We start from the raw sequence: 26,956 nt of genomic DNA on the forward strand, positions 1-26,956 counted from the left end.
CGCCCGGTTACATTCCGAACCCGGAAGCTAAGCCTTACAGCGCCGATGGTACTGCAGGGGGGACCCTGTGGGAGAGTAGGACGCCGCCGAACAATCTTTGGAAGGACCCTTGGTCCCAGCGTTCAGCTGGGGCCGAGGGTCCTTTTTGGTTTTTGCAGTGCGCGCTGGGCACCCGGCTGCGCGAGAATGACTTTGCGGTACGAAGACAGGAGTCACCATGTCCACCAACTCTCCCGACGACCGACCGGAGCGCGACCAGCGGCGACGGGAGGGCGACCGGGGCGACCGCGGCGGCTACCGCGGTGCCCCCCGGGGTGACCGCAACGACCGCGGAGACCGCGGAGACCGCGGAGGCTTCCGTCGGGACAACGACCGTGGTGGGTACGGGCGTCGCGACGACCGGGGCGACCGCGGCGGGTTCCGCCGGGACGACAGCCGGCGTGACGACAACCGCGGTGGCGACCAGCGGGGCGGCGGTTACGGCCGACGCGACGACCGCGATCGCGATCGCGGACCCCGCCGGGACGATCGCGGTGGTGACCGTCCCGCGTTCCGTCGTGACGACCGTCGTGACGACCGCGGTGGTGACCGTCCCGCGTTCCGTCGTGACGACCGTCGTGACGATCGCGGCGGCGACCGCCCTGCCTTCCGTCGTGACGACCGTCGTGACGACCGCGGTGGTGACCGCCCCGCCTTCCGTCGTGACGACCGTCGTGACGACCGCGGCGGCGACCGCCCCGCCTTCCGTCGTGACGACCGTGGGGAGCGCGGCGGGTTCCGTCGGGACGACAGCCGACGCGACGACAACCGGGGCGGTGGGTATGGCCGGCGTGATGACCGCCGGGGTGACGATCGCGGACCTCGCGGCGGGTTCCGTCGTGACGACCGCCGCGACGACAGGCGCGATGACCGGCGCGACGCCGACCGTGGAGGGTACCCCCGCCGCGACGACCGGGGTGCCGACCGGCGTGACGACCGCCGTGACGACCGTGGTTTCCGCGGCGGTGACAACCGGGACCGTGGCTTCCGTGGTGATGATCGCGACCGCGGGTTCCGGCGTGACGACCGCGGTGGGTTCCGTGGCCGCGACGAGCGCCGTGGGGACGACCGTGGCGACCGTGGCGGCGACCGGCCTGCGTTCCGGCGCGATGACGCCGGCCGGGGCGCGCGTCCCGCGTTCCGCCGCGACGACGGCCCCCGCACCGACCGCGGCGGTGACTTCCGTCGCGACGACAACCGCGGTGACCGCGGCGAGCGCGGAGGCTTCCGCGGGCGGGACGACCGTGGCGGTCGTGGGCCCCGTCGCGACGACCGCGGTGGGCGCCCCGGCGGGTTCCGCGGGCGGGACGACCGGCGTGACGACCGTCGCGACGACCGGCGTGGCGACGACCGGCGCGGTGGTGGCCGGTTCCGCGAAGAGCGCGACCGGGACCGGGAGCCCATCAAGCGGCTGCCGATCCCCGAGGACGTCACCGGTGAGGAGATCGACAAGGACGTACGGCAGGAGCTCCAGAGCCTGCCCAAGACGCTCGCCGACGATGTCGCCCGGAACCTGGTGATGGTGGCGCGGCTGCTGGACGAGGACCCCGAGGGCGCCTACGGGTACTCCCGGGTCGCGCTGCGGCTGGCGTCGCGCGTCGCCGCCGTGCGGGAGGCCGCCGGGTTCGCCGCGTACGCCAGTCAGAAGTACGGCGAGGCGCTGGCCGAGTTCCGGGCCGCCAAGCGGATGACCGGGAACATCGACCTGTGGCCCGTCATGGCCGACTGCGAGCGCGGGCTCGGGCGGCCGGAGAAGGCGCTCGACATGGCCGGCGCTCCCGAGGTGCACAAGCTCGACAAGGCCGGGCAGGTCGAGATGCGGCTCGTCGCGGCCGGGGCCCGGCGGGACATGGGGCAGCTGGACGCGGCCATCGTGACGCTGCAGAGCCCCGAGCTGGCCGCCAACTCGGTGCAGCCGTGGACCGCGCGTCTGCGCTACGCCTACGCCGACGCGCTGCTCGCCGCCGGCCGTGAGGGCGAGGCACGGGACTGGTTCGCCAAGGCCGTCGAGGCCGACCGGGACGGCAGCACGGACGCCTCCGACCGGCTCGCCGAGCTGGACGGCGTGGAGTTCGTCGACGTCATGGCCGAGGACGAGGACACGGACGCAGACACGGACGCGGACGAGGACGTCGAGCGCGAGGGCTCGGACGACGTCGACGCCGTCGACGAGGCCCGGGTAGAGGGCGGCTCCTCGGACGGCTCCTCGGACGACGGGTCCGAGAAGAAGGACTGACGGAGAGCAGCGCACACGCGAAGGGGGCGGGTCCCGGCCGGGACCCGCCCCCTTCGCATGTCCGGTGTCAGAGGTCCAGCGCGCGCAGGACCAGCCCGGTGGCCGGTTTCGGGCCGAACGACGTGGACTTGCGGGGCATCGTCACTCCCTGCCGGGCCAGGTCGCGGACGACCTCCTCGCGGACCGGGTGCAGCAGCACCGCCGTACCGCCGTCGCGTTCCGCCTTCTCCACCGTGGCGGCCGTGTCGTGGATGTAGGCGATGCGGTCGGGGGAGTCCTCCGGGATGTGCCAGACGTGCTTGAGGAGCGTGGCGTGCAGGACCGTCGCGTCCAGGGTGCGCCAGGCGGCGGGGCGGTCGGCCGGGATCGTGCGGTCCAGGAGCGCCGGTTCCGGACGGTCGACGAGGTGGAAGGCGCCGTCGCCGGCGAGCAGGAACGCGTTGCCCGCGCAGGCCGCGTCGGCCAGGGTCTCCAGGGCCTCGGACAGCGGTGCCTCGAGGCGGCGGACGCGGAAGTGGTCCCCCAGGGCGGCCAGGGCGGTGCTGACCGGGAGGCCGGGCAGGAGGCGGTGGATGGCGCGTACCCGCAGGGGGTAGCGGGCGGTGTCGACCAGGAGGACCAGGCCGTGGTCCCACGGGCCGGGCGAGGGGTGCTCCGCGCGCAGGCGGCGGTAGGTGGCCCAGCGGTGGTGGCCGTCGGCGATGAGCGCCTGCTGGCGGGCCAGGTCCGAGCGGACCGTGTCCAGGTCGGCGGGGTCGGTCAGCGACCACAGGCGGTGGCGGAAGCCGTCCTCGGTGGTGGTCTCCAGCAGCGGCGGCCGGTCCGCGGTGCGCTCGATCAGGTCCGCGGTGGCGGTCGTGGCGCCGTTGCCGCGGTAGGTGAGCAGCAGCGGTTCGAGGTTGGCGGAGGTGGCCCGCATCAGGTCCGCGCGGTCGGCGACGACGTGCGGCATCACGTCCTCGTGCGGCAGCACGACCTGCTCGTCCGGGTCGGACACGCGCAGGGCCCCGATGAGCCCGCGTTGCAGCATGCCCTCGCCGTCGCGCTGTTCGTAGACGTACAGGCACGGATCCGGGTCGGTGGTCAGGACGCCCTCGGCCACCCAGCGGCGCAGGGTCTCGGCGGCCTGCTCGTTGCGGGCACCGGCGGTGGCGGCCTGAGGGAGGATCAGGCGGACGATGTTGTAGGGGTCGGAGGACTCGAGGTGGTGCAGGCCGTCGGGGCGCACCACGACGTCGTACGGCGGGGAGGTGACGGCGGCAAGGCTGCCGACCCGGTCGGGGTCGTAGCGAAGGCCTCGGAACGGGTTGAGTTCCAGGCCTCGGTGCGCCGTTGCCTCCGAGTGACCTGCTGTGTTCATCCCGGCATCGTACGGGTGTCGGTGCCATGGGGGATGATCGGGGGAAAAGCCGCCGAACGAGGAGCGATACGGGATGAGCCGGAGCGTCAGGACGAGGCCCGAGGGCAGTGGGCAGGCCCTGAGCGAGGCGTACGACACGGCGTTGCTCGACCTGGACGGCGTCGTGTACGCGGGCGGGAGCGCGATCGCGCACGCCGTCGAGTCGCTGGCCACGGCCCGGGAGGGCGGCATGCGCCTGGCGTACGTGACGAACAACGCGCTGCGCACGCCGGACGCGGTGGCCGGGCACCTGACGGAGCTGGGGATACCGACGGGCGCGGAGGACGTCATCACCTCGGCGCAGGCGGTCGCGCGGCTGATCAGCGAGCAGGTGCCGCGCGGCGCCCGGGTGCTGGTGATCGGCGGTGAGGGACTGCGGGTCGCGCTGCGCGAGCGGGGGCTGGAGCCCGTGGAGTCCGCGGACGACGACCCGGTGGCGGTCGTGCAGGGGTACGGCGGTCCCGATCTGCCGTGGGGCCGGTTCGCCGAGGCTTCCTACGCGGTGGCCCGGGGCGTGCCGTGGTTCGCGTCGAACACCGACCTGACGATCCCGAGCGGCCGGGGCATCGCGCCGGGCAACGGCGCGGCGGTGGAGGTGGTGCGGATCGCCACGGGCGCCGAGCCGCAGGTCGCGGGCAAGCCGCTGCCGCCGATGCACCGGGAGACGATCCTGCGCACCGGGGCGAAGCGGCCGCTGGTGGTGGGCGACCGGCTGGACACGGACATCGAGGGCGCGTTCAACGGGGAGGTCGATTCGCTGCTGGTCCTCACGGGGGTCACGGACGGGGCGCAGTTGCTGGCCGCGCCCCCGCAGCACCGGCCGACGTACGTGGACGCCGATCTGCGCGGCATGCTGGGCGGTCAGCCGGAGATCGCGGAAGCGGGCGACGGCGGGTTCCGGTGCGGCGGCTGGACGGCGGCCGCCCGGGCGGGCCGGCTGGAGCTGGAGGGGGACGGCGAGGCGCTGGACGGGCTGCGCGCTCTGTGCGCCGCCGCGTGGACGGCCGCGGGCGAGGAGGGGTGCGAGCTGGACGGGGAGAAGGCGCTGGCGCGGCTGGGATTGTGAGGAGGCCGCACGCGGTGGGGCTCCGGGCGGCGCCGGAGGGCGTGCACGGTCCCGGCCGCCGGGTCGCGGAAGCGGGGGCGGGCACCGGATCTTGCCCGATAGCGAGGTTAGGTTAACCTAACTGCGTGTTGGTCGAGAGTCCCCCCGAACAGCGCGCGGAGACCGCCCCCGCGCCCCCGAAGCGACGGGCGGTGCGAGCCGTCGGGCTGGTGCTGTCCGCGGCGATCCTGGTGCTCGTCGCGCTGGCGAGTATCGCGATCGGCGCGAAGGAGCTCTCCCTGGCGCAGGTCTGGCACGGCCTGTTCGACGACACGGGGTCCTACGGTGACGTCGTCGTCGCCGAGCGGCTGTCGCGGACCGTGCTCGGGCTGCTCGCCGGCGCGGCCCTCGGCCTGGCCGGGGCGGTCCTGCAGGCGCTCACGCGCAATCCGCTGGCGGATCCCGGGCTGCTGGGGATCAACGCGGGCGCGTCCGCGGCGGTCGTCACGGCCGTCACGTACCTCGGGGTCACCTCGCTCACCGGCTACGTGTGGTTCGCCTTCTTCGGGGCGGCGGCGGTCGGGGCGCTGGTGTGGTTCCTCGGGGGCAGCCGGGGCGCGACACCGGTGCGGCTCGCGCTCGCCGGCACGGCGATCAGCGCCGCGTTGTACGGCTACCTCCAGGCCGTGATGATCATGGACGAGGCGGCGCTCGGCAAGATGCGGTTCTGGACGGTCGGCTCGCTGTCGTCGGCGACCGACGCGACCATCGAGCAGGTCCTGCCGTTCCTGCTGGCCGGGTTCGTCCTGGCGCTCGCCCTGGCCCGGCCGCTCAACGCCCTGTCCATGGGCGACGACACCGCCCGGGCCCTGGGCGCGAACCTGAACCGCACACGGGCGCTGTCCATGCTGGCCGCGACCGTGCTGTGCGGGGCCGCGACCGCCGCCTGCGGGCCGATCGTGTTCGTCGGCCTGATGGTGCCGCACGTGGTCCGCTCGTTCACCGGGCCGGACCTGCGCTGGATCCTGCCCTACGCGGCGGTCCTGTCGCCCGTGCTGCTGCTCGGCGCCGATGTCGTCGGCCGGATGGTGGCCCGGCCCGCGGAGCTCCAGGTGGGCATCGTCACCGCCGTCCTCGGCGGCCCGGTGTTCATCTTTCTCGTACGACGGCGGAGGACGGCTCAGCTGTGAAGACCACCAACCGTGCCGTGCGGACGCCGGGCGGGCTGTCGATACGCCTGGACGTGCGGGCCCTGACCGTCGTGCTCTCGCTGGCGGTGGCGGCGCTCGTGGCGGGCGTCGTGCTCATCGGCACCGGCGACTTCCCCATTCCGCCCGCCGACGTGCTGCGCACCCTGGCCGGCCGGGGCGACCCGGGCCAGGAGTTCATCGTCAACGAACTGCGGCTGCCACGCGTCCTGGTCGGGCTGCTCGTCGGCGCCTCGCTGGGACTGGGCGGCGCGTTGTTCCAGTCCATCTCCCGCAACCCGCTGGGCAGTCCGGACGTGCTCGGCCTCGGCCAGGGGGCGACCGCCGGGGCGCTCACGGTGATCGTGCTGTTCTCCGGCAGCGCCGGCCAGGTCGCGCTGGGGGCGCTCGTGGGCGGTCTGGTGACCGGCTCCGCGATCTACGTGCTGGCCTGGAAGCGCGGTGTGCACGGCTACCGGCTGGTCCTGGTCGGCATCGGCGTCTCCGCGATCGCCACGGCGGTCAACGGCTATCTGCTCACCAAGTCCGACATCGTCGACGCGGCCCGTGCGGTGGTGTGGATGACCGGCTCCCTCGACGGCCGCGACTGGAACCAGGTGTGGCCGCTGCTGGCGCTGACGGCGGTGCTGGTGCCGCTCGTCCTGGTCAACTCCCGCGGGCTGCGCATGATGGAGATGGGCGACGACGTGTCCTGTGCCCTCGGGGTGCGGGTGGAGCGCGTGCGGCTGCTGCTGATGGTGGCGGCCGTGCTGCTGACGGCCTCCGCGACGGCCGCGGCGGGACCGGTCGCCTTCGTGGCGCTCACCGCCCCGCAACTGGCCCGGCGCCTGACCCGCTCGCCCGGGCCGAACCTGGTGCCCTCCCTGTGCATGGGCGCCGCCCTGCTGGTCGTCGCCGACTGGGTCGCGCAGCGGGCGCTCGGCGCCGAACAGCTGCCCGTCGGCGTGGTCACCGGTGTGCTCGGCGGTGTCTACCTGCTGTGGCTGCTGGTCACCGAGCGCAAGGCGGGCCGGATATGAGCGCCGGCCGGAACGCCGGGAGCGGCACCGGCAGCGGACCGAACAACCGAAGGAGCCCCGTGAACCGCCTGTCCGCCGAGAGCGTCACCCTGGCCTACGACCAGCGGGTGATCGCCGAGCAGTTGTCGGTGGAGATACCCGACCACTCCTTCACCGTGATCGTGGGCCCCAACGCGTGCGGCAAGTCCACGCTGCTGCGGGCGCTGTCGCGGATGCTCAAGCCGAACCGGGGCCGGGTCCTGCTCGACGGGCAGGTCATCCAGTCGATGCCGGTGAAGAAGGTCGCGCGCACCCTGGGCCTGCTGCCCCAGTCGTCGATCGCGCCCGACGGCATCACCGTCGCGGACCTCGTCGGACGCGGCCGGTACCCGCACCAGGGCATCCTGCGCCAGTGGTCGGCCGAGGACGAGCGGGTCGTGCAGGAGTCCATGCGGCAGACGGGCGTGGCCGAGCTCGGGGACCGCTACGTCGACGAGCTGTCGGGCGGCCAGCGCCAGCGCGTGTGGATCGCCATGGCGCTCGCCCAGCAGACCCCGCTGCTGCTGCTCGACGAGCCGACGACGTTCCTGGACATCCAGCACCAGATCGACGTCCTGGACCTGTGCGCGCAGCTGCACGAGGAGCAGGGCCGCACGCTCGTCGCCGTGCTGCACGACCTCAACCACGCCGCCCGCTACGCGACCCACCTCATCGCCCTGCGCGAGGGCCGGGTCGTCGCCGAGGGGGCGCCGGGGGACATCGTGACGGCGGAGCTGGTCGAGGAGGTCTTCGGGCTGCGCTGCCAGGTCATCGACGACCCGGAGACCGGCACGCCGCTGGTGGTGCCCGCGGCCCGCCGGGCACGCGCCGGTGCGAGCGCAGGGCAGGGCGCCGGGACCGCGACGGACAGGACCGCCGCTAGAGAAGCTTCCTGAGCTGGAGCAGGTCCCGCACGCCCGCGTGCAGCCTGACCCGGCCCGAGCCCCAGGCCTTGGCGAAGTTCAGTTCGCCCCCGACCAGCGCCACCAGGTCGTCGCCGGTCATGGCGAGTCTGATCTCGGCCTTGCCGGGCGGCGGACCGGTCACGGTGTCGTGCACCTCGATCCGCCCGCCCCGCATCCGGCCCGTGAAGGTGACGTCCAGGTCGGTGATGTGGCAGCTCACCGAACGGTCCAGGGCCGCGGCCGCGCGGACGTCCCCTTCGGCGTGCTGCATGCTGTCCGAGAGCTTGTCGAGTGCGCTGCGGCACTCCTCGATCGTGGCCATCGCGATCGACGGTACCGCAGCGGTTCGCGGTAGCGTCGGGGCATGGACGACGCAGTTCCCCGGACGCCCCCGGCCGCGGCGGAGGAGCCCGCCGCCGACCCGGCCGCCCCCGCCCCCCTGGACGTGCCCCGCACCCCCACCGGCGACCCCGGTGTGGACGCGACCCTGGAGCGGCTCGGCGACGCCGACCACCTCGCCACGGACGGACACGTCGAGGTGTACGAGGATGTACACCGGGGACTGCGCGACGCGCTCACCGCGCTCGACGCACGCCCGGGACCCCCGGCACCCCTCTCGTCCCCGTCGCCGCCTGGACCTAGGAGCTGAACCGAACGTGGCAGGAGTCGCACGCCGCCGTCTCGACGCGGAGCTGGTCCGCCGGAAGCTCGCCCGCTCGCGCGAGCACGCCGGCCAGCTGATCGCCGCCGGGCGCGTCTCCGTCGGCAAGACCGTCGCGACCAAGCCCGCCACCCAGGTGGAGACGGCGGCCGCCATCGTGGTGGCCCAAGACGACGGCGACCCCGACTACGTCTCCCGCGGCGGCCACAAGCTCGCCGGCGCGCTCGAGGCGTTCGTGCCGCAGGGTCTCGTCGTCGAGGGGCGCAGGGCGCTCGACGCCGGCGCGTCCACCGGCGGTTTCACCGACGTCCTGCTGCGGGCGGGCGCCGCCCACGTCGTCGCCGTGGACGTCGGATACGGCCAACTCGCGTGGTCCTTGCGCAACGATGAACGCGTCACCGTCAAGGACCGTACGAACGTACGCGAGTTGACGCTTGAGGCGATCGATGGGGAGCCTGTGGATCTTGTCGTGGGGGATCTGTCCTTCATCCCGCTCGGGCTGGTCCTGCCCGCCCTGGTGCGGTGCGTGAAGCCGGACGCCGATCTGGTGATGATGGTCAAGCCGCAGTTCGAGGTGGGCAAGGAGCGCCTCGGCAGCGGGGGAGTCGTCCGCAGCCCCCAGTTGCGGGCCGAGGCGGTCCGCGGTGTGGCGGAGAAGGCGTGGGGGCTGGGCCTCGGGGTGCGGGGCGTGACGGCCAGTCCGCTGCCCGGGCCGTCGGGGAATGTCGAATACTTCTTGTGGCTGCGGGCCGGGGCAGCGGAACTCGACCCGGCCGACGTCGACCGAGCAGTGGCGGAGGGGCCGCGTTGACCGAGAACCGAGCTCGTACTGTGTTCCTGCTCGCCCACACGGGCCGGCCCGCGGCCGTGCGCAGCGCCGAACTCGTCGTGAAGGGGCTGCTCCGCTCCGGTCTGGGCGTGCGCGTCCTGGAGGACGAGGCGCGGGACCTGCCGCTGCCGGACGAGGTGGTGCTGGTCAAGGAGGCGACGCCGCAGTGCCTCGACGGGTGCGAGCTGCTCATCGTGCTCGGCGGCGACGGCACGCTGCTGCGCGGCGCCGAGTTCGCCCGGGCGTCCGGGGTGCCGATGCTCGGCGTCAACCTCGGCCGGGTCGGGTTCCTCGCGGAGGCCGAGCGGGACGACCTCGACAAGGTCGTCGACCGGGTGGTGAGCAGGGCGTACGAGGTCGAGGAGCGGATGACCGTCGACGTCGTCGTGCACCAGAACGGCGACATCGTGCACACGGACTGGGCGCTGAACGAGGCGGCCGTGCAGAAGGTGTCCGCCGAGCGGATGCTGGAGGTCGTCCTGGAGATCGACGGGCGGCCGGTGACGGGGTTCGGCTGCGACGGCATCGTGTGCGCCACGCCCACCGGGTCGACGGCGTACGCGTTCTCGGCGGGCGGGCCGGTGGTGTGGCCGGAGGTCGAGGCGCTGCTGATGGTGCCGATCTCCGCGCACGCGCTGTTCGCCAAGCCGTTGGTGACCTCGCCCGACTCCGTGCTGGCCGTGGAGGTGCTGCCGCACATCCCGCCGGGTGTGCTGTGGTGCGACGGGCGGCGGACCGTGGAGCTGCCCGCGGGCGCGCGGGTGGAGGTGCGGCGGGGCGCCGTGCCGGTGCGGCTGGCCCGGCTGCACCACGCGTCCTTCACGGACCGGCTGGTGGCCAAGTTCGCGCTGCCCGTCTCCGGGTGGCGGGGGGCGCCTCACTAGCGGCGCGCAGTGTCCGCGCCCCTGGGTCCGGTCCACTCGAGTGGGTGACAAGGGTGGGCCGGTCGCAATCCCCGGCCCGGACCTCGTAAGGTCGTGTCCGTGTTGGAGGAGATGCGGATACGGTCGCTGGGCGTGATCGACGACGCCGTGGTCGAGCTGTCGCCGGGGTTCACCGCGGTCACGGGTGAGACGGGCGCGGGCAAGACCATGGTCGTCACCAGCCTGGGGCTGCTCCTGGGCGGGCGGGCCGACCCGGCGCTCGTGCGCATCGGGGCCGGGAAGGCGGTCGTGGAGGGGCGGATCACCGTTCCCCCGGGCGCCGCGGCCGCCGTGCGTGCCGAGGAGGCCGGGGCGGAGCTCGACGACGGGGCGCTGCTGATCAGCCGGACCGTTTCCGCCGAGGGGCGCTCGCGGGCGCACCTGGGCGGGCGCAGCGTGCCCGTGGGCGTGCTGGCCGAGCTGGCCGACGAGCTGGTGGCCGTGCACGGGCAGACCGACCAGCAGGGGTTGCTGAAGCTGTCCCGGCAGCGGCAGGCGCTCGACCGGTACGCGGGTGACGCGGTCGCCGTCCCGCTGGCCAAGTACGGCGAGGCGTACAAGCGGCTGCGGGCCGTCTCCGCCGAACTCGAGGAGATCACCACCCGCGCGCGGGAACGGGCCCAGGAGGCCGACCTGCTGCGCTTCGGGCTCGACGAGATCGCCGCCGTCGAGCCCCGGCCCGGGGAGGACGTGGAGCTGGCCGAGGAGGCCGAGCGGCTCGGGCACGCCGAGGCGCTGGCCTCCGCCGCCGCGGCCGCGCACGCCGCCCTCGCGGGCAACCCGGAGGACCCCGAGGGCGTGGACGCCGGCACGCTCGTCGCGGGCGCCCAGCGGGCCCTGGACGCCGTACGGTCGCACGACCCGGCGCTGGCGGCCCTGGCCGACCGGATCGGGGAGATCGGCATCCTGCTGCGCGACGCGGCCGGCGATCTCGCGGGGTACGCCGACGACCTGGACGCCGACCCGCTGCGGCTGTCGGCCGTCGAGGAGCGGCGGGCCGCGCTGACCGGGCTGACGCGCAAGTACGGTGAGGACATCGCCTCCGTGCTGGCCTGGGCGGAGAGCAGCGCCACCCGGCTGACCGAACTCGACGGGGACGACGAGCGGATCGGGGAGCTGACCGCCGAACGGGACGCACTGCGCGCGGAGCTGGGAGGGCTGGCGCAGGCGCTGACGGACGCCCGGACGGAGGCGGCCGAACGGTTCGCCGCCGCCGTGACCGCGGAGCTGGCCTCGCTCGCCATGCCGCACGCGCGCGTGTCGTTCGAGATCCGGCAGACCGAGGACCCCGAGGGCGTCGAGGTCGGCGGGCGCCCGGTGGCCTACGGCCCGGCCGGTGCCGACGAGGTCGAGCTGCTGCTGGCCCCGCACCCCGGCGCGCCGCCCCGGCCGATCGCCAAGGGCGCCTCCGGTGGTGAGCTGTCCCGCGTGATGCTGGCCGTGGAGGTCGTCTTCGCGGGGACGGATCCGGTGCCCACGTACCTCTTCGACGAGGTCGACGCGGGTGTCGGCGGCAAGGCGGCCGTCGAGATCGGGCGGCGGCTCGCGCGGCTGGCGAGGACCGCACAGGTCGTCGTCGTGACGCACCTGCCGCAGGTGGCGGCCTTCGCCGACCGCCAGTTGCTGGTGGAGAAGACCGACGACGGGTCCGTGACCCGCTCCGGTGTGAAGGTCCTGGAGGGTGAGGACCGGGTCCGGGAGCTGTCCCGGATGCTGGCCGGGCAGGAGAACTCGGAGACGGCCCGGGCGCACGCCGAGGAGCTGCTGGCGACCGCCAGAGCCGACGGGTAGTCCCCGGCGCCCCGGGCGGTCGCGCGGCCGGTTCCCGGGCCGGTCACCCAAGTTCACTCGTGTGGGTGACCTCGGCCCTGGCGGTTCCCCCGTAAGGGCGCCCCGGGCCCGTGGCGCCGGGGCGCCGGGCGTTCCCGGAACCCCCGTGCGTCCTGGCATGCTTGGCGGAGTACGCGCCGAGACCGCGTCGTGACGCCCGACCCGAACCAGGAGCCCCCGGCCACGTGACCCCCGCGAGCAGCCACCCATCGCACGGCCGGTCGCCGCTGCGCACCGTGCAGGTGCTCGGCGGGGGCAACGCCGCGAGCAGTGCGCACGTGCGCTCGCTGACCGCGGGGCTGGTCGCCCGGGGAGTACGGGTCACGGTCTGCGCCCCGCACGAGGCCGACCGCTCCTACGACTTCAGCGGCGCCGGGGCGGCCCACGTCCATGTGCCGCGCAGCAGCGACCCGGTGGCGGTGGCCGCCCTGCGGGCCGCCTGCGCGGACGCCGACCTGGTGCACGCGCACGGCCTGCACGCCTCCTTCCGCGCCGTGCTCGCCCTCAGCGGCCGGCGTGTGCGGACACCGCTGGTCGTGACGTGGCACGACCGGGCGCACGCCGAGGGTGCGCGCGCCCAGTTGCTGCGGGTGCTGGAGCGGCGCGTCTCGAAGGCCGCCACCGTGGTGCTGGGCACCTCGTCGGCGCTCGTGGACCGGGCCCGGCGCACCGGCGCGCGGGACGCCCGGCTCGCGGCCGTCGCGCTGCCCGGCCCCCGCGGGCCCCTCGACCCCGACGACCCCGACCGGTTGCGCCCCAAGGTGCGGGCCGAACTGGGCTCCATCGGGCGGCCGTTGCTGATGGCCGTCGGCTCCCTGGAACGCCACCGCGGCTACGACGTGCTGCTGGACGCCGCCCGCGCGTGGCGCCGGCTGGACCCGGTGCCCCTGGTCGCCGTCGCCGGGGAGGGGCCGCTGCGCGCGGAGCTCCAGGCCCGGATCGAGCGGGAGGACCTGCCGGTCCGGCTCCTCGGGCGGCGTGAGGACATCGCCGACCTGCTCGCCGCGGCCGACCTCGCGGTGCTGCCCAGCCGGTGGGAGGCCCGCTCCGTCCTCGCCCAGGAGGCGCTGCACGCGCGCGTGCCGCTCGTCGCCACGGCCGTGGGCGGCATCCCCGAACTCGTCGGCGACGCCGCCGAACTCGTCCCCGGCGGCGACGCCGGAGCCCTCGCCGACTCCGTCGTACGGCTGCTCGGCGACCCCGCCCGCCGGGAGCTGCTGCGCGTCAAGGGGGCCCGGCAGGCGGCGACCTGGCCGAGCGAGGACGAGACGGTCGCCCAAGTGCTCAGCGTCTACGACGAACTGACCCGGCCCCAGCCCCTCGTCTGAGCCGCCCTACGGCACGTGCCTGCGGGCGCGCAGCGCCAGGCTCAGCGCCAGGACCGTCTGCGGGTCGTCCAGGTCCGTGCCCAGCAACTCCCCGATGCGCGCCAGGCGGTTGTAGAGGGTCTGCCGGTTGAGGTGCAGCTCCCGGGCGGTCTCCGCCTTGCGGCCGGCGTGGGCGAGGTAGGTCGCCAGGGTGGGCAGCAGCGGCGGCTTGGAGCGCCTGTCGTGCTCCAGGACCGGCCCCAGGGCCCGGTCGACGAACGCCGCCAGATCCGGCTGGTCGCGCAGCCGCCACAACAGCAGGTCGATGTCGAGGCGTCGGGCGTCGTACCAGGGCCGGTCCGGCAGCCCCCGGGCCGCGGTCGCCGTCTCGGCCGCGTGCCGCAGGCCCGAGGCCACCGCCGCCCAGCCGCCGCCCAGCCCCACGACCACCACGGGCGGCTGCCCGCCCGGCCGCAGCATCCCGGCCCGGCCCACCCCCGCCCGCAGGGCCGCCGCGACCCGGTCCGCGACCGTCTCCCGCTCGGACTCCGCGCGCAGCCCCAGCAGCACCAGCAGCCGCCCCTCCACCGGCCGCACCCCGAGCAGCACCGGCACGCCCACCCCGGCCAGCTCCTCCGACACCGCCCTCGCCAGCACCGCCCAGCCACCGCCGGACGGCAGGGTGTCACCTAGCCGCATCACCACCGGCAGCAGCGGGCCCTCACCCGGCCGGAACCCCAGCACCCGCGCCTGCGCCGGGGCGTCCTCCGCGGTGACCCGGCCCTCGGCCAGGTCGGTGAGGAAGTCGCCGCGCCCGCGCGCCGCCAGCTCCTCCTCCTGCCGGGCCTGCATCAGCACCACGGCGAGGATCCCGGCGGCGCGCTCGGCGGCCATCCGGTGCACAGGGGCCAGGGCGGCACGGACGGGCAGCAGCACCAGCCGCGCGCGGACGCCACCGCTGCCCGGCCCGCCCCCCGGCACGTCGACCAGGACCGAACCGGCCAGCGGGGGCTCGCCCTTGTGCTGGCCGCGCAGCCCCTCCCACACCTGCAACGGGTCGGCGCCCTCGGGACCGGGTCCGGCGGCGTACAGCAGCTGTCCCTCCGCCGTCTCCAGAAACACCGGGTTGTGGGCGAACTCGGCGAGGATGCCGAGCACCTGGGGCACCCCGCCGCCGCCCAGCACGGCCTGCGTGCACCGCCGGTGCACCTCCTCGGCCCGCTGGAGCAGGGCGTAGTGGCCGTTGACGATCTCGGTGTGGACCTCTTCGGTGACCGTGACGAACGCCACCTCGCGGTGCAGCTGGACCAGGGGCAGCCCGGCGCTGCGGGCGGTGTCGACGAGGGCCGCGGGCAGCCGGGTGAAGCGCGGGCCGAGCTCCACCACCAGGGCGGCGATGCCGCGCTCGGCCAGGGTGCGCACGAACGCCCGCTGTTCGGCGGGGCGGGTGCCGAGGCCGTAGCCGGTGGTCAGCAGGAGTTCGCCGCCCTTGAGCAGCGAGGCGATGTGCGGCACCTCGCCGGCGTGCACCCAGCGCACCGTGCGCCCGAGCCGCTCGGCGCCCGCGAGCACCTCGGGCAGCCCGCTGCGCAACGCGGGCAGCTCCAGGGCCCGCTGCACGGTGATCCCGGCGCCCTGGGTGCCGTACGCGCTGTCCGTCCCGCTGTCCATGTGCCGGACGGTACCCGGGCCGGTGCCCCGCGGACATCTCAGGGCGGCAGCGGAACGATCACCGCCGCGCCCACCCGCCGCGGACGGCGCCGGATTACCGCGTGGCCGGCCGGGTACCGGCGCGGTCATGGACATGAGCGTGGTGGCGGCGGGGCGGGAGGACGACAGTCCGGTCGAGGAGCCGTTGCGGGTCGCGGTGCTCGCCGACCGGCTCGGGTACCGGGAGGTGTGGGCGGGCGAGGGGCCGACCTGGGACGCGTTCGTGCTGGCGACGGCGATCGGCGCGGCGACCGGGCGGGTGGCCGTGACCGCCGGGCCCGTGCCGGTGAACGTACGCGATCCCCTCACGGTCGTCCGCGGCGCGGCCTCCGCCGCAGCCGTCACGGGCCGGAGCGTGGGCGTCGCCCTCGGAACCTCCAGCAAGCGGGTCGTGGAGGGCGTGCACGGCCGGCCGCGCACCCGCCCCGCCACCACCCTCGCGGAGTCGGCGGCGGCCGTACGGGCGCTGATGGACAGCCTGCCCGGCGAGCCGGTGGTGCCCGGCAGCGGCTTCCCGCGCCGGCTGCCGCCGCCCGGCGGCCTCCTCACCGTCGCCGCGTTCGGGGAGCGGGCGGTCGCCGCGGCCGTGGCGCACGCCGACCGGATGCTGCTCGACATCGTCTCGCCCGGGCAGGTGCGCATGCTGCGCGAGCGGATGCGCACGGCGGCCGAGGCGGCCGGACGCACCCCGCCGCGGCTGGCCGCCTGGCTGCCCGCCGCCGTGGACCCCGAACCGGAGGCGGTCACACAGATCCTGCAGAGCGTCGCGGGGTACCTGGCCGTGCCGGGCTACAGCGACATGTTCATAGACGCCGGTTTCGCCGAGGTCGTGGAACTGGCCGTGAAGGGCGCCGACCGGGACACCCTCGTCCAGGCCCTGCCGCCCGAGGCCGCGGCCACCGTCGCCCTCGTCGGCGACGCCGCCGCCGTCCGGGCCCGGATCGACGCCTACGCCGAGGCCGGGCTGGACGAGATCGCCCTGGTCCCGGCCACCGCGGGCGACCCGGCGGGGGAGCGCACGCTCACGGCGCTCGCCCCGGGGTGAGCGCCAGGGGGAGCGCCGGAGGGAGCGCCGTGGTGCGGGCCGGGTGAGCGCCTGGGCGGGCGGTGCCGGTCAGCCGCCGTAGGCGCCCGAGGCCGTCAGCCGCAGCGCCGTGTCGATGAGCGGCACGTGGCTGAAGGCCTGCGGGAAGTTGCCCACCTGACGCTGCAGGCGCGGGTCCCACTCCTCCGCGAGCAGCCCGAGGTCGTTGCGCAGCGACAGCAGCTTCTCGAACAGCCGGCGGGCCTCGTCCACCCGGCCGATCATCGCCAGGTCGTCGGCCATCCAGAACGAGCAGGCGAGGAACGCGCCCTCGTCGCCGGGCAGGCCGTCGACGCCCTCGTCGTCGCCCTCGGTCGGGTAGCGCAGGATGAAGCCGTCCGGCGTGGACAGCTCCCGCTGGATCGCCTCGATCGTGCCGATGACGCGCTTGTCGTCCGGCGGCAGGAAGCCCACCTGCGGGATCAGCAGCAGGGAGGCGTCCAGCTCCTTGGAGCCGTAGGACTGCGTGAAGGTGTTGCGCTCCTTGTCGTAGCCCTTCTCGCAGACGTCCCGGTGGATCTCCTCGCGCAGTTCCTTCCAGCGCTCCAGCGGGCCGTCGGCGTCGCCGGACTCGATCAGCTTGATCGTGCGGTCGACGGCGACCCAGGCCATCACCTTGGAGTGCACGAAGTGGCGGCGCGGGCCGCGCACCTCCCAGATGCCCTCGTCCGGCTCCTGCCAGTGCCCCTCCAGGTAGCGGATGAGCTTGAGCTGGAGCAGCGAGGCGTAGTCGTTGCGGGCGAGGCCCGTCATGTGGGCCAGGTGCAGGGCCTCGGTGACCTCGCCGTACACGTCCAGCTGGAGCTGGTGGGCCGCGCCGTTGCCGACCCGGACCGGGGCGGAGTTCTCGTAGCCCGGCAGCCAGTCCAGCTCCGCCTCGCCCAGCTCGCGCTCGCCGGCGATGCCGTACATGATCTGCAGGTTCTCCGGGTCGCCGGCGACCGCGCGCAGCAGCCACTCGCGCCAGGCGCGGGCCTCCTCGCGGTAGCCGGTGCGCAGCAGCGAGGACAGGGTGATGGCCGCGTCGCGCAGCCAGGTGTAGCGGTAGTCCCAGTTGCGGACGCCGCCGATGTCCTCCGGCAGGGAGGTGGTCGGCGCGGCCACGATGCCGCCGGTGGGGGCGTACGTCAGCGCCTTCAGCGTGATCAGCGAGCGGACCACGGCCTCGCGGTACGGGCCGTGGTACGTGCAGTGGTCCACCCACTCGCGCCAGAAGTTCTCCGTCGCCTCCAGCGACTGCTCCGGCTCGGGCAGCGGCGGCGGCTGCTTGTGCGAGGGCTCCCAGGAGATCGTGAACGCGATCCGCTCGCCCGGCGAGACGGTGAAGTCCGCGTAGGTCGTCAGCGACTTGCCGTAGGTCTCGGCGGAGGTGTCGAACCACACGGAGTCGGGGCCCGCGACGGCGACCGTGCGCCCCTCGTGCTTGTGTACCCAGGGCACCACCCGGCCGTAGGAGAAGCGCATCCTGAGCTCGGACCGCATCGGCACGCGGCCCGAGACGCCCTCCACGATGCGGATCAGCTGGGGGGCGCCGTCACGCGGCGGCATGAAGTCCGTCACCCGGACCGTACCGCGCTGGGTGTCCCACTCGGACTCCAGGATCAGCGAGTCACCGCGGTAGTGGCGCCGGGCCGCGGTGGGCGGTTCCTGGTCGGGGGCGTACGCGGGGCCGAGCCGCCAGAAGCCGTGCTCCTCGGTGCCCAGCAGGCCGGCGAAGATGGCGTGCGAGTCGAAGCGGGGCAGGCACAGCCAGTCGACCGTTCCGTCCCGGCAGACCAGGGCAGCGGTCTGCATGTCTCCGATGAGTGCGTAGTCTTCGATGCGCCCGGCCACGTGCAACTCCAGTCGAACGGCCACGTCACCCCGCAAGGGGGCTGTCGCTTGGTGCGGTCAAGGGGGTTCAGCAGATCTTGCAATCCGTCGTTGAGCGATGAAGCAAAACAGGTCACTCGGCCGTGAAGCAAAGCGCCGATTGTTGCTCAACGAACTGACGAGCTCGCGTGGTTCCGGTTCGTACGGGCGGGGGGTGGTGCCGTGGGGCCGGGCGGGCTCGGCAGCGAGTGTCCGAGCAGGATACGACGCACACGGATGTTCCGGGTGCCCGTCGCGGCAAGGCGGGTACGCCGAACGAGTGAGCAAGGGGTGAGGAACCGGTGACGGTGACCGCGCCGTGTCGGGATGTGCGCGGAGCGTGGCCGGAAGCCATCACCTCGCGGCGCTGATACGCTGGTAGCCCGTGGACCGGTGGGCGTCTGACCCCCGAACCGCACCTCCAGATCGCGACCACGGGAGCCCCCTCTTGGCCATGCCCAATTCCACGACGACCAAGCACATCTTCGTCACCGGGGGTGTCGCCTCCTCGCTCGGCAAGGGCCTGACGGCCTCCAGCCTCGGCATGCTGCTCAAGGCCCGCGGCCTGCGCGTGGTGATGCAGAAGCTCGACCCGTACCTGAACGTCGACCCCGGCACGATGAACCCCTTCCAGCACGGTGAGGTGTTCGTCACCAACGACGGCGCCGAGACCGACCTGGACATCGGGCACTACGAGCGCTTCCTCGACCGCGACCTCGACGGCTCGGCGAACGTCACCACCGGCCAGGTGTACAACACCGTGATCGCCAAGGAGCGGCGCGGCGAGTACCTGGGCGACACCGTGCAGGTCATCCCGCACATCACCAACGAGATCAAGCACCGCATCCGCCGCATGGCGACGGACGAGGTCGACGTCGTGATCACGGAGGTCGGCGGCACGGTCGGCGACATCGAGTCGCTGCCGTTCCTGGAGACCGTCCGCCAGGTCCGTCACGAGGTCGGCCGTGACAACGTCTTCGTCGTCCACATCTCGCTCCTGCCGTACATCGGCCCCTCGGGTGAGCTGAAGACGAAGCCGACCCAGCACTCGGTTGCGGCCCTGCGCAACATCGGTATCCAGCCGGACGCCATCGTGCTGCGCTGCGACCGCGAGGTGCCCACCGCGATCAAGCGGAAGATCTCGCTGATGTGCGACGTCGACGAGGCCGCCGTGGTCGCCTGCCCCGACGCCCGCTCGATCTACGACATCCCCAAGACCGTGCACGGCGAGGGACTGGACGCGTACGTGGTGCGCAAGCTGGACCTGCCGTTCCGCGACGTCGACTGGACGACCTGGGACGACCTGCTCGACCGCGTCCACAACCCCGACCACGAGATCACCCTCGCGCTGGTCGGCAAGTACATCGACCTGCCCGACGCGTACCTGTCGGTCACCGAGGCGCTGCGGGCCGGCGGCTTCGCCAACCGGGCCCGCGTGAAGATCAAGTGGGTCACCTCCGACGACTGCAAGACCCCCGCCGGCGCCGCGGCCCAGCTCGGCGACGTCGACGGCATCTGCATCCCCGGCGGCTTCGGCGAGCGCGGCGTCAACGGCAAGGTCGGCGCCATCCGCTACGCCCGCGAGAACAAGGTGCCGCTGCTCGGACTCTGCCTCGGCCTGCAGTGCATCGTGATCGAGGCCGCGCGCAACCTGGCCGACATCGCCGACGCCAACTCCACCGAGTTCGACCCCGCCACGGGGCACCCGGTCATCTCCACCATGGCGGAGCAGATGGACATCGTCGCCGGTGAGGGCGACATGGGCGGCACGATGCGGCTCGGCATGTACCCGGCGAAGCTGGCCGAGGGCTCGATCGTGCGCGAGGTGTACGACGGCAAGGAGTACGTCGAGGAGCGCCACCGGCACCGCTACGAGGTGAACAACGCCTACCGGGCCGAGCTGGAGAAGCAGGCGGGCATCCTGTTCTCCGGCACCTCGCCGGACGGCAAGCTCGTCGAGTACGTCGAGTACCCGCGTGACGTCCACCCCTACCTGGTCGCCACGCAGGCGCACCCGGAGCTGCGCTCGCGCCCGACGCGTCCGCACCCGCTGTTCGCCGGGCTCGTCAAGGCGGCGGTCGAGCGGAAGATCTCGAAGTAACACACCGGTTGTACGGTGGCCGGGGTGCATTCCTTCAACGGGTGTGCACCCCGGTTTCGTTTTCGGCAGGCCGTGCAGGGCACGTGGCACGTGGAAGGACAGGCATGACGATCAAGGACACTCCCGAGGAGTGGGAAGTCCGGGCGACGAACACTCCGTTCGTGGGAAACAAGACCTCCGTGCGCACCGACGACGTGGTCATGCCCGACGGCACCGTGGTCGGCCGTGACTACCAGGTCCACCCCGGCTCCGTGGCCGTCCTCGCCCTCGACGAGGCCGACCGCGTCCTGGTCCTGCGCCAGTACCGCCACCCCGTGCGCCACAAGCTGTGGGAGATCCCGGCCGGTCTGCTCGACGTCCCCGGCGAGAACCCGCTGCACGCGGCGCAGCGCGAGCTGTACGAGGAGGCCCACGTCAAGGCCGAGGACTGGCGGGTGCTGACCGACGTCTACACCACGCCGGGCGGCTGCGACGAAGCCGTGCGCATCTTCCTCGCCCGGGATCTGTCCGAGGCGGTGGGTGAGCGGTTCGCGGTCGCGGAGGAGGAGGCCGACATGGAACTCGACCGGGTGCCGGTCGAGGACCTGGTGCGGGGTGTGCTCGCCGGTGAGCTGCACAACAACTGCCTGGTCGTGGGGGTGCTGTCCCTGGTCGCCGCGCGGTCCGGGGACGGGCTCGACGCGTTGCGGCCGGCTCAGGCTGCCTGGCCGGCGCGGCCGTTCGAGGTGTAGCGCTCCGCCGGGTGTGGCGGGGCGACGGGTGGGGTTGTGCCGGCTGTCGGCGGGTGCGGCGCCGTCGTGGTTCGTTGCGCAGTTCCCCGCGGCCCTGGGTGGGTGGCGGCTGGGCGGCGGGTCCCCCGGGGGGCTTCGTGGGTGGGCGGGCTCCTTTCGGGGGTGGGGCGGTGTTCGGTCGTACGATCTGCTGATCCGATCGGGGGACGTGTCCGTCGTGCCCGTCGTGCTCCTCCGGGGGCGTTGCAGAGCGTGAACTAGGCTCTGGGGCACGCCCGAACCGGAGTCCCGGCGGGCTGGCGTGTGCGGTGGGACGGGAGTGTGGCCCGTGACGGATCAGGTCGTGAAGACGGACGACGCGCGTCCGGCCGGGAGCACTGCCGTGCAGCCCGAGTTCCTGGGCCGCACACGGGAGTTGAAGGAACTGCGCGCCGACATCGAGCGCGCCGGACTGGACACCCTGGCCGGCCGCAAGGCGCCCCGCGCGCGGGTGCTGCTCATCGCCGGCCGGCCCGGATCCGGCCGCACCGCACTGGCCGCGGAACTCGTCCGGCAGGTCGCGGACCGTTACCCCGACGGGGTGCTGCGCGCCCGCCTGACCGACCCCGACGGCACCCCCGTACCCGTGGAGCGCGCCGCGCGGGACCTGCTCGCCGCCCTGGAGGAGCCGGCCCCGGCCGGAGCCGGCGAGGACGACCTCACCGACGCCCTGCGCACCGCTCTGGCCGACCGCCGGGTCCTGCTCCTGCTGGACGACGCGGCGGACGCCGAGCAGGTCGACGCCCTGTTGCCCGACAGCCCGGACTGCCTCGTCGTCGCGGTCTCCGAAGGTCCGCTGACCGGCATCTCCGACGTCCGCCCCTGCACCCTGGGCGGACTGGACGCGAAGTCGGGGGTGGAGCTGCTGGCCCGGCACACCGGTTCCGTCCGCGTCACCGTCGATCCGCGGGCCGCCGAGGGGCTCGCCGAGGAGTGCCAGGGGCAGCCGGCGGCGCTGGTGCTGGCGGGCGGCTGGCTGGCGGCCCGGCCCAACGCGGCTGTTTCCGACCTGGCCAAGCAGCTGCGCGCGGAGGACGCCGAGGGCACCGCCCTGACGAGGGTGTTCCGGCTCGCCCACGCCGCACTGCCCGCGAGCGCCGCCCGGATGCTGCGCCTGCTCGCCCTCGCCCCGGCCGGGCTGGTCGACCCGCAGACGGCCTCCGCGCTGGCCGGCTGCTCGGTCGACAGCGCCCGCGGCATCCTCGACGACTTCGTGGCCCTGGGCTTCCTGCACGCCGTCGACTGCCCGCTGCCGCAGTACGAGGTGCCCGCGTGCCTCCACCCCGAGCTGCGGGTCCTCGCCGCGCACCACGAACGTCCCGCCGAGCTCCAGCTCGCCCGCGCCCGCATGCTGGAGCGGATCGTGCGGCTGCTCCAGGCCTGCCGGGCGATCACCGAGACCGACAGCCCGCAGGCCCGCCAGAAGCTTCTGGAGATGCCGCGCACCCTGCGCTTCCCCACACCCCGGGCGGCCGCGGAGTGGCTGCGGCTGACCCGGCCCGCCCTGCTGGCCGCCGCTCGGCTCGCGGTGGCCGACGGCGAGCTGGACACCCTGGCCCGGCGTCTGATGTCCCAGCTGGTGCGGGCCACGGCGGCCCACGTCGGCACCCGGGCCGCGGCGCCCGACCTGTACGAGATCCACAGCCTGGTCCTCGACGTGGCCGCGCGGCGGAACCTGCCCCGCGAGCGCGCCGCCGCCCTGCTGAACCTCGGCGACCTGGACGCGCGGAGCGGCCGTACCGAGGACGCCCTGGTGCGCTACCGGGACGCGCTGGACGCCGGACGCGAGGTGAACGACCCGTACGCGACCGGCCGCGCGATGGAATCCGTAGGGGCGGCGCACCTGGAGCTCGGGGACGTCGACCGGGCCGCCGACTGGTTCGGCCGGGCCCTGGTCGAGCGGCTCGCCCGCGGCGAGCGCGCCGACGCCGCCCGGCTGTACGGGCGCATCGCCGCCGCGCACACCGTCGCGGGCCGCTACGGCGAGGCCCTGCGGAACTGGCGCGCCGCGGTCGCCGGACACCGCAGGGGCGGCGACGCGGGCGCCCAGGCGCGGGCGCTGGGCGAGCTGGCACGGGTCCAGGAGTACGCCGGCCGGTCCGAGGAGTCGCTGCGTACCTGCCGGGAGGCCGTGGAGTGGGCGCGGCGGGCGGAGGACCCGCGCCTCCAGGCGGCCCTGCACCAGCGGGCGGCCGAGACCCTGGAACGCCTCGGGGATCCGGCCTCGGCCGGGCTGCACCGCAGTGCCGCAGAGCAGATTCTGGGCGGCTCAAACCTGCAAAACGACCCAGACGCCTGCGAAATCCGTACCGCATCCGCTGAAGATTGATGCAATGAAAGGCTAGACAGGTGGAACGCCTTCATTAGACTGGCTCTGCCGCACGTTCCCTGCGGTCTCTCCCGGTGTGCCCGTGCGTGCCCGGGTATGTCTGAGAAATACCCCCCATACCCTCTGAGCCAAGGACCGTGATCGACGTGAAGGTCGGCATCCCCCGCGAGGTCAAGAACAACGAGTTCCGGGTGGCCATCACCCCCGCCGGCGTGCACGAGCTGGTGCGCCACGGCCACGAGGTCGTCATCGAGCGCGACGCCGGCGTCGGCTCCTCGATCACGAACGAGGAGTACGTCGCCGCCGGTGGCCAGATCCTGGACACCGCCGACGAGGTCTGGGCCGCCGCCGACCTGCTGCTGAAGGTCAAGGAGCCCATCGCCGAGGAGTACCACCGCCTCCGCAAGGACCAGACGCTCTTCACCTACCTGCACCTGGCCGCGTCCAAGGAGTGCACCGACGCCCTGCTGGAGTCCGGCACCACGGCCATCGCCTACGAGACCGTCGAGCTGCCGAACCGCGCGCTGCCCCTGCTCGCGCCGATGTCCGAGGTCGCGGGCCGGCTGGCCCCGCAGGTCGGCGCCTACCACCTGATGCGCGCCAACGGCGGCCGCGGTGTGCTGCCCGGCGGCGTCCCCGGCGTGCTGGCCGGCCGTGCCGTCGTCATCGGCGGCGGTGTCTCCGGCTGGAACGCCGCGCAGATCGCCATCGGCATGGGCTTCCACGTGACCCTGCTCGACAAGGACATCAACAAGCTCCGCGAGGCCGACAAGATCTTCGGCACGAAGATCCAGACCGTCGTCTCCAACGCCTTCGAGCTGGAGAAGGCCTGCCTGGAGGCCGACCTCGTCATCGGCGCGGTGCTGATCCCCGGCGCCAAGGCCCCGAAGCTGGTCACCAACGAGCTGGTCTCGCGCATGAAGCCCGGAAGTGTTCTTGTCGACATCGCGATCGACCAGGGCGGCTGCTTCGAGGACTCCCGTCCGACCACGCACGCCGAACCGGCCTTCAAGGTCCACGAGTCGGTCTTCTACTGCGTCGCCAACATGCCCGGCGCGGTGCCCAACACCTCCACCTACGCGCTGACCAACGCCACGCTGCCCTACATCGTCGAACTGGCCAACCACGGCTGGGTGGACGCGCTGCGCCGCGACCCGGCGCTGGCCAAGGGCCTCAACACGCATGACGGCAAGGTCGTCTACCGCGAGGTCGCGGAGGCGCACGGCGTGGAGCACGTCGAGCTGTCCTCGCTGCTCGGCTGAGCCGCGCACCGACACCCCGGCAGCCGGTAAGTCGGCTAAGTCACCCCACGGCAAAGGCGATACGTCAACACACGTCGTCAACGCCGCGCATCCGGCCGGACCTTGCCCGCAAGGTCCGGCCGGATGTGTGTATGGTCACTTCGCGGTTCTCGGGCAACTCGCCTCGAACGTAACCCTTCAACCGATTCGCACACCGGTGAAACCTGCCGTGCGACGGCCGTACGCCCTTGACAGCGGGATGTTTCATTGCCGACACATCGGGCCGGGTCCGGCGGATTGTGTTGCTGCGGACGCCCGACACGCCATAGAGTCGCCAACCGTCGGCATGGTGCCACGCTGACCTGTCTAGAAGTTTCCTGGTCACCAAGGAGGTAAGACGACTTGTGAATGAGTCGACATTTACTCCCGGAGGTGGTCAACCAGGAATGCCTGCACGGGACCAGGAGCCCGCGGGCTTCGCGGCTGTCGGCTCCGTCGCTGTGCGCACCTTCGCAGCCCACCAGAGTCAGCAGGCGACTCACACAGCACACCAGAAGATGGATGGCCATCACGTGAACGCCATGGCCGGCGACGGAAGTGGCGCGCCCCACAACCACTTCGCCGACTACGACGAACTGCCCGAGGGGCACTTCTACGACCCCGACGCGGAGTACGAGCCCGATCCGGAGTACGCGGCCACTCTCGCGCCCGACGCGGCCAGACAGCGCCGGGAGCGCGTCGGCCCGACCGGGCGCCCGCTGCCGTACTTCCCGATCCCGGGCCCGCTGACCGACCACGGACCCGCGAAGATCATCGCGATGTGCAACCAGAAGGGCGGCGTCGGCAAGACCACGTCGACCATCAACCTGGGTGCCGCGCTCGCGGAGTACGGACGCCGTGTCCTGCTCGTGGACTTCGACCCGCAGGGCGCGCTGTCGGTCGGACTCGGCGTCAACCCGATGGAGCTCGACCTCACCGTCTACAACCTGCTCATGGAGCGGGGGATGGCGGCCGACGAGGTGCTGCTGAAGACGGCGGTCCCCAACATGGACCTGCTGCCCAGCAACATCGACCTGTCGGCGGCCGAGGTCCAGCTCGTCTCCGAGGTCGCCCGCGAGTCGACGCTGCAGCGCGCCCTCAAGCCGCTGCTGGACGACTACGACTTCATCGTCATCGACTGCCAGCCCTCGCTCGGCCTGCTCACGGTCAACGCCCTGACGGCCGCGCACAAGGTGATCGTGCCGCTGGAGTGCGAGTTCTTCGCGCTGCGCGGTGTGGCCCTGCTGACCGAGACCATCGAGAAGGTCCAGGAGCGGCTCAACCCCGACCTGGAGCTCGACGGGATCCTCGCCACGATGTACGACTCGCGCACGGTGCACAGCCGTGAGGTGCTCGCGCGGGTCGTCGAGGCGTTCGACGACCACGTCTACCACACGGTCATCGGGCGCACGGTCCGGTTCCCGGAGACCACGGTCGCCGGTGAGCCGATCACCACGTACGCCTCCAACTCCGTCGGTGCCGCCGCCTACCGCCAGCTCGCCAGGGAGGTGCTCGCCCGGTGTCACGCCGAGTGAGTCTGCCGGGGGCCGACGAACTCTTCCGTACGACAGGGGGGATGGGGCTGCAGCCGTCCTCGCCCCGGCGTCCGGCCAACGGCGACGCCCGGGTGCCCGCTCCGGCGGGGGAGGGCGGCGCGGCGGCGGAGGACGCCCCGCAGTCGGTGCCCGCGCAGGGCGGCGACGGCGAGGGTGCGGAGCACGTCGCGGCGGACACGGACCGGTCCGAGGCCGCGGAGTCCCGCAGCCGTTCCGGCTCCGGCCGGCGGCCGGCGGCGCAGGAAGGTTCTGCCGCGGACGCGGCGGCCCCGCGCAAGCGCGGACGGGCGGCCGCACGCCGGCCCAGCGGCCGTGAGCGGCACGACGAGAAGATCACCGTGTACGTGTCCGCCGAGGAGCTCATGGACCTGGAGCACGCCCGGCTCGTGCTCCGCGGCGAGCACGGCCTGGCCGTCGACCGCGGGCGCATCGTCCGCGAGGCGGTCGCGGTGGTCCTCGCCGACCTGGAGACCCGGGGAGACGCCAGCATCCTCGTACGACGGCTGCGCGGGCGGTAGCGGTAGCCTGCGGGGGTCATGACCTCGAACGTCTCCCCACCACCCCCCGGCGGCCCGGCCGGCCGCAGGCGTGCGCTGGGGAGGGGCCCGGGGGCTCCCCGGCCCGAGCCGCCGCACACGGACCGGCCCGGGGAACCGCAGGAGGCCCCCGACGAGCCGCGCGCAGATGCGGCCCCCGAGACGGCCGGCCCCGCGAGCGCCGGTGTCCCGTCGCCCGGGGCGGCTGAGGCTGCCCGGTGGGCCGTCGCGGGGGAGCCGCCCGCCGCTGGGGGACCGCGGGTCCCGGCCGCGTCGGAGGCGGCGGTCACGGCGACCGGTCCGAGCCGCGCGCCCGGGTT

At 73.7% G+C, this 26,956-nt stretch carries 21 protein-coding genes and 1 rRNA gene; 18 read left to right on the forward strand and 4 right to left on the reverse strand.

Features of this window, described 5'->3' with window-relative positions; translation table 11 throughout:
- Together rrf and ACH4C6_RS22850 are read left to right on the forward strand one after the other, a co-directional pair.
- Positions 1-92 (forward strand): 5S ribosomal RNA (gene rrf / locus ACH4C6_RS22845); the annotation flags it as partial.
- Positions 93-1,450: 1,358 nt separating this feature from the next.
- Positions 1,451-2,275 carry a hypothetical protein gene (locus tag ACH4C6_RS22850; RefSeq protein ID WP_398110785.1) on the forward strand — a complete coding sequence of 275 codons (825 nt, stop codon included), beginning with the start codon at positions 1,451-1,453 and terminating at the stop codon, positions 2,273-2,275.
- Between the two features lie 67 nt (positions 2,276-2,342).
- Here the strand turns inward: ACH4C6_RS22850 and ACH4C6_RS22855 are convergent, their stop codons facing one another.
- Positions 2,343-3,635: a DUF1015 domain-containing protein gene (locus tag ACH4C6_RS22855; RefSeq protein WP_398110443.1), complete on the reverse strand. Its 1,293-nt coding sequence runs from the start codon at positions 3,633-3,635 to the stop codon at positions 2,343-2,345.
- A gap of 73 nt (positions 3,636-3,708) precedes the next feature.
- On the opposite strand from ACH4C6_RS22855, the gene ACH4C6_RS22860 reads away from it, so the two are divergent.
- The 4 genes from ACH4C6_RS22860 (at position 3,709) to ACH4C6_RS22875 (ending at position 7,860) form a co-directional block, all read left to right on the forward strand.
- Positions 3,709-4,740 carry an HAD hydrolase-like protein gene (locus tag ACH4C6_RS22860; RefSeq protein ID WP_398110444.1) on the forward strand — a complete coding sequence of 344 codons (1,032 nt, stop codon included), beginning with the start codon at positions 3,709-3,711 and terminating at the stop codon, positions 4,738-4,740.
- A 125-nt stretch (positions 4,741-4,865) separates the two neighbouring features.
- Positions 4,866-5,909: a FecCD family ABC transporter permease gene (locus ACH4C6_RS22865; RefSeq protein ID WP_398110445.1), complete on the forward strand. Its 1,044-nt coding sequence runs from the start codon at positions 4,866-4,868 to the stop codon at positions 5,907-5,909.
- Positions 5,906-6,946: a FecCD family ABC transporter permease gene (locus tag ACH4C6_RS22870; RefSeq protein WP_398110446.1), complete on the forward strand. Its 1,041-nt coding sequence runs from the start codon at positions 5,906-5,908 to the stop codon at positions 6,944-6,946. Before ACH4C6_RS22865 ends, ACH4C6_RS22870 begins: the two co-directional genes overlap by 4 nt.
- Positions 6,943-7,860, forward strand: coding sequence for an ABC transporter ATP-binding protein (locus ACH4C6_RS22875; protein ID WP_398110447.1), 918 nt, complete (start codon positions 6,943-6,945; stop codon positions 7,858-7,860). The genes ACH4C6_RS22870 and ACH4C6_RS22875 overlap by 4 nt, the downstream gene beginning before the upstream one ends.
- Here ACH4C6_RS22875 and ACH4C6_RS22880 read toward each other — a convergent pair.
- Positions 7,844-8,191: an SCP2 sterol-binding domain-containing protein gene (locus ACH4C6_RS22880; RefSeq protein WP_398110448.1), complete on the reverse strand. Its 348-nt coding sequence runs from the start codon at positions 8,189-8,191 to the stop codon at positions 7,844-7,846. The genes ACH4C6_RS22875 and ACH4C6_RS22880 overlap by 17 nt on opposite strands.
- A gap of 42 nt (positions 8,192-8,233) precedes the next feature.
- Here ACH4C6_RS22880 and ACH4C6_RS22885 point away from each other — a divergent pair, with 42 nt between their 5' ends.
- The 5 genes from ACH4C6_RS22885 (at position 8,234) to ACH4C6_RS22905 (ending at position 13,440) form a co-directional block, all read left to right on the forward strand.
- The gene (locus tag ACH4C6_RS22885; protein WP_398110449.1) at positions 8,234-8,518 is read left to right on the forward strand and encodes a hypothetical protein; all 285 of its coding nucleotides are present in this window, start codon (positions 8,234-8,236) and stop codon (positions 8,516-8,518) included.
- A 7-nt stretch (positions 8,519-8,525) separates the two neighbouring features.
- The gene (locus ACH4C6_RS22890; RefSeq protein ID WP_398110450.1) at positions 8,526-9,341 is read left to right on the forward strand and encodes a TlyA family RNA methyltransferase; all 816 of its coding nucleotides are present in this window, start codon (positions 8,526-8,528) and stop codon (positions 9,339-9,341) included.
- Positions 9,338-10,243 (forward strand): NAD kinase, encoded by a 906-nt coding sequence (locus tag ACH4C6_RS22895; protein ID WP_398110451.1) that lies wholly within the window; start codon positions 9,338-9,340, stop codon positions 10,241-10,243. The genes ACH4C6_RS22890 and ACH4C6_RS22895 overlap by 4 nt, the downstream gene beginning before the upstream one ends.
- A gap of 111 nt (positions 10,244-10,354) precedes the next feature.
- Positions 10,355-12,073 (forward strand): DNA repair protein RecN, encoded by a 1,719-nt coding sequence (gene recN, locus ACH4C6_RS22900; RefSeq protein WP_398110786.1) that lies wholly within the window; start codon positions 10,355-10,357, stop codon positions 12,071-12,073.
- 224 nt (positions 12,074-12,297) lie between these two features.
- Complete coding sequence (locus ACH4C6_RS22905; protein ID WP_398110452.1) at positions 12,298-13,440, forward strand: glycosyltransferase family 4 protein; 1,143 nt, start codon at positions 12,298-12,300, stop codon at positions 13,438-13,440.
- Between the two features lie 6 nt (positions 13,441-13,446).
- Here the strand turns inward: ACH4C6_RS22905 and ACH4C6_RS22910 are convergent, their stop codons facing one another.
- The gene (locus ACH4C6_RS22910; RefSeq protein ID WP_398110453.1) at positions 13,447-15,090 is read right to left on the reverse strand and encodes a PucR family transcriptional regulator; all 1,644 of its coding nucleotides are present in this window, start codon (positions 15,088-15,090) and stop codon (positions 13,447-13,449) included.
- A gap of 127 nt (positions 15,091-15,217) precedes the next feature.
- Between ACH4C6_RS22910 and ACH4C6_RS22915 the strand changes: the two genes are divergently transcribed.
- Complete coding sequence (locus tag ACH4C6_RS22915) at positions 15,218-16,174, forward strand: LLM class F420-dependent oxidoreductase (RefSeq protein ID WP_398110454.1); 957 nt, start codon at positions 15,218-15,220, stop codon at positions 16,172-16,174.
- Between the two features lie 69 nt (positions 16,175-16,243).
- On the opposite strand, the gene ACH4C6_RS22920 is transcribed toward ACH4C6_RS22915, so the two are convergent.
- Complete coding sequence (locus ACH4C6_RS22920; RefSeq protein ID WP_398110787.1) at positions 16,244-18,046, reverse strand: glycoside hydrolase family 15 protein; 1,803 nt, start codon at positions 18,044-18,046, stop codon at positions 16,244-16,246.
- 472 nt (positions 18,047-18,518) lie between these two features.
- Between ACH4C6_RS22920 and ACH4C6_RS22925 the strand changes: the two genes are divergently transcribed.
- The 6 genes from ACH4C6_RS22925 to ACH4C6_RS22950 all read left to right on the forward strand — a co-directional run bounded on the left by ACH4C6_RS22925 (position 18,519) and on the right by ACH4C6_RS22950 (position 26,618).
- Entirely contained in the window at positions 18,519-20,165 is a 1,647-nt protein-coding gene (locus tag ACH4C6_RS22925; protein WP_398110455.1) for a CTP synthase, read from the forward strand.
- Between the two features lie 104 nt (positions 20,166-20,269).
- Positions 20,270-20,896, forward strand: a complete 627-nt coding sequence (locus ACH4C6_RS22930) for an NUDIX domain-containing protein (RefSeq protein WP_398110456.1) — start codon at positions 20,270-20,272, stop codon at positions 20,894-20,896.
- Positions 20,897-21,224: 328 nt separating this feature from the next.
- Positions 21,225-23,264, forward strand: coding sequence for a tetratricopeptide repeat protein (locus tag ACH4C6_RS22935; RefSeq protein ID WP_398110457.1), 2,040 nt, complete (start codon positions 21,225-21,227; stop codon positions 23,262-23,264).
- Positions 23,265-23,401: 137 nt separating this feature from the next.
- A complete protein-coding gene (gene ald, locus ACH4C6_RS22940; protein WP_398110458.1) occupies positions 23,402-24,526 on the forward strand; it encodes an alanine dehydrogenase in 1,125 nt (374 codons plus the stop codon).
- 425 nt (positions 24,527-24,951) lie between these two features.
- Positions 24,952-26,079: a ParA family protein gene (locus ACH4C6_RS22945; RefSeq protein ID WP_369198037.1), complete on the forward strand. Its 1,128-nt coding sequence runs from the start codon at positions 24,952-24,954 to the stop codon at positions 26,077-26,079.
- A complete protein-coding gene (locus ACH4C6_RS22950) occupies positions 26,064-26,618 on the forward strand; it encodes a hypothetical protein (protein ID WP_398110459.1) in 555 nt (184 codons plus the stop codon). The genes ACH4C6_RS22945 and ACH4C6_RS22950 overlap by 16 nt, the downstream gene beginning before the upstream one ends.
- Positions 26,619-26,956 lie beyond the last annotated feature (338 nt).

This window comes from Streptomyces sp. NPDC017943, assembly GCF_044328425.1.
In the GTDB taxonomy this organism is placed as follows: domain Bacteria; phylum Actinomycetota; class Actinomycetes; order Streptomycetales; family Streptomycetaceae; genus Streptomyces; species Streptomyces djakartensis_A.

Coding starts and splice junctions, on each gene's coding strand:
- ACH4C6_RS22855 (WP_398110443.1), bottom strand. CDS start 3,635: ATGAACACAGCAGGTCACTCGGAGGCAACGGCGCACCGAGGCCTGGAA.
- ACH4C6_RS22860 (WP_398110444.1), top strand. CDS start 3,709: ATGAGCCGGAGCGTCAGGACGAGGCCCGAGGGCAGTGGGCAGGCCCTG.
- ACH4C6_RS22875 (WP_398110447.1), top strand. CDS start 6,943: ATGAGCGCCGGCCGGAACGCCGGGAGCGGCACCGGCAGCGGACCGAAC.
- ACH4C6_RS22880 (WP_398110448.1), bottom strand. CDS start 8,191: ATGGCCACGATCGAGGAGTGCCGCAGCGCACTCGACAAGCTCTCGGAC.
- ACH4C6_RS22885 (WP_398110449.1), top strand. CDS start 8,234: ATGGACGACGCAGTTCCCCGGACGCCCCCGGCCGCGGCGGAGGAGCCC.
- recN (WP_398110786.1), top strand. CDS start 10,355: ATGCGGATACGGTCGCTGGGCGTGATCGACGACGCCGTGGTCGAGCTG.
- ACH4C6_RS22910 (WP_398110453.1), bottom strand. CDS start 15,090: ATGGACAGCGGGACGGACAGCGCGTACGGCACCCAGGGCGCCGGGATC.
- ACH4C6_RS22915 (WP_398110454.1), top strand. CDS start 15,218: ATGGACATGAGCGTGGTGGCGGCGGGGCGGGAGGACGACAGTCCGGTC.
- ACH4C6_RS22925 (WP_398110455.1), top strand. CDS start 18,519: ATGCCCAATTCCACGACGACCAAGCACATCTTCGTCACCGGGGGTGTC.
- ACH4C6_RS22930 (WP_398110456.1), top strand. CDS start 20,270: ATGACGATCAAGGACACTCCCGAGGAGTGGGAAGTCCGGGCGACGAAC.
- ACH4C6_RS22945 (WP_369198037.1), top strand. CDS start 24,952: ATGCCTGCACGGGACCAGGAGCCCGCGGGCTTCGCGGCTGTCGGCTCC.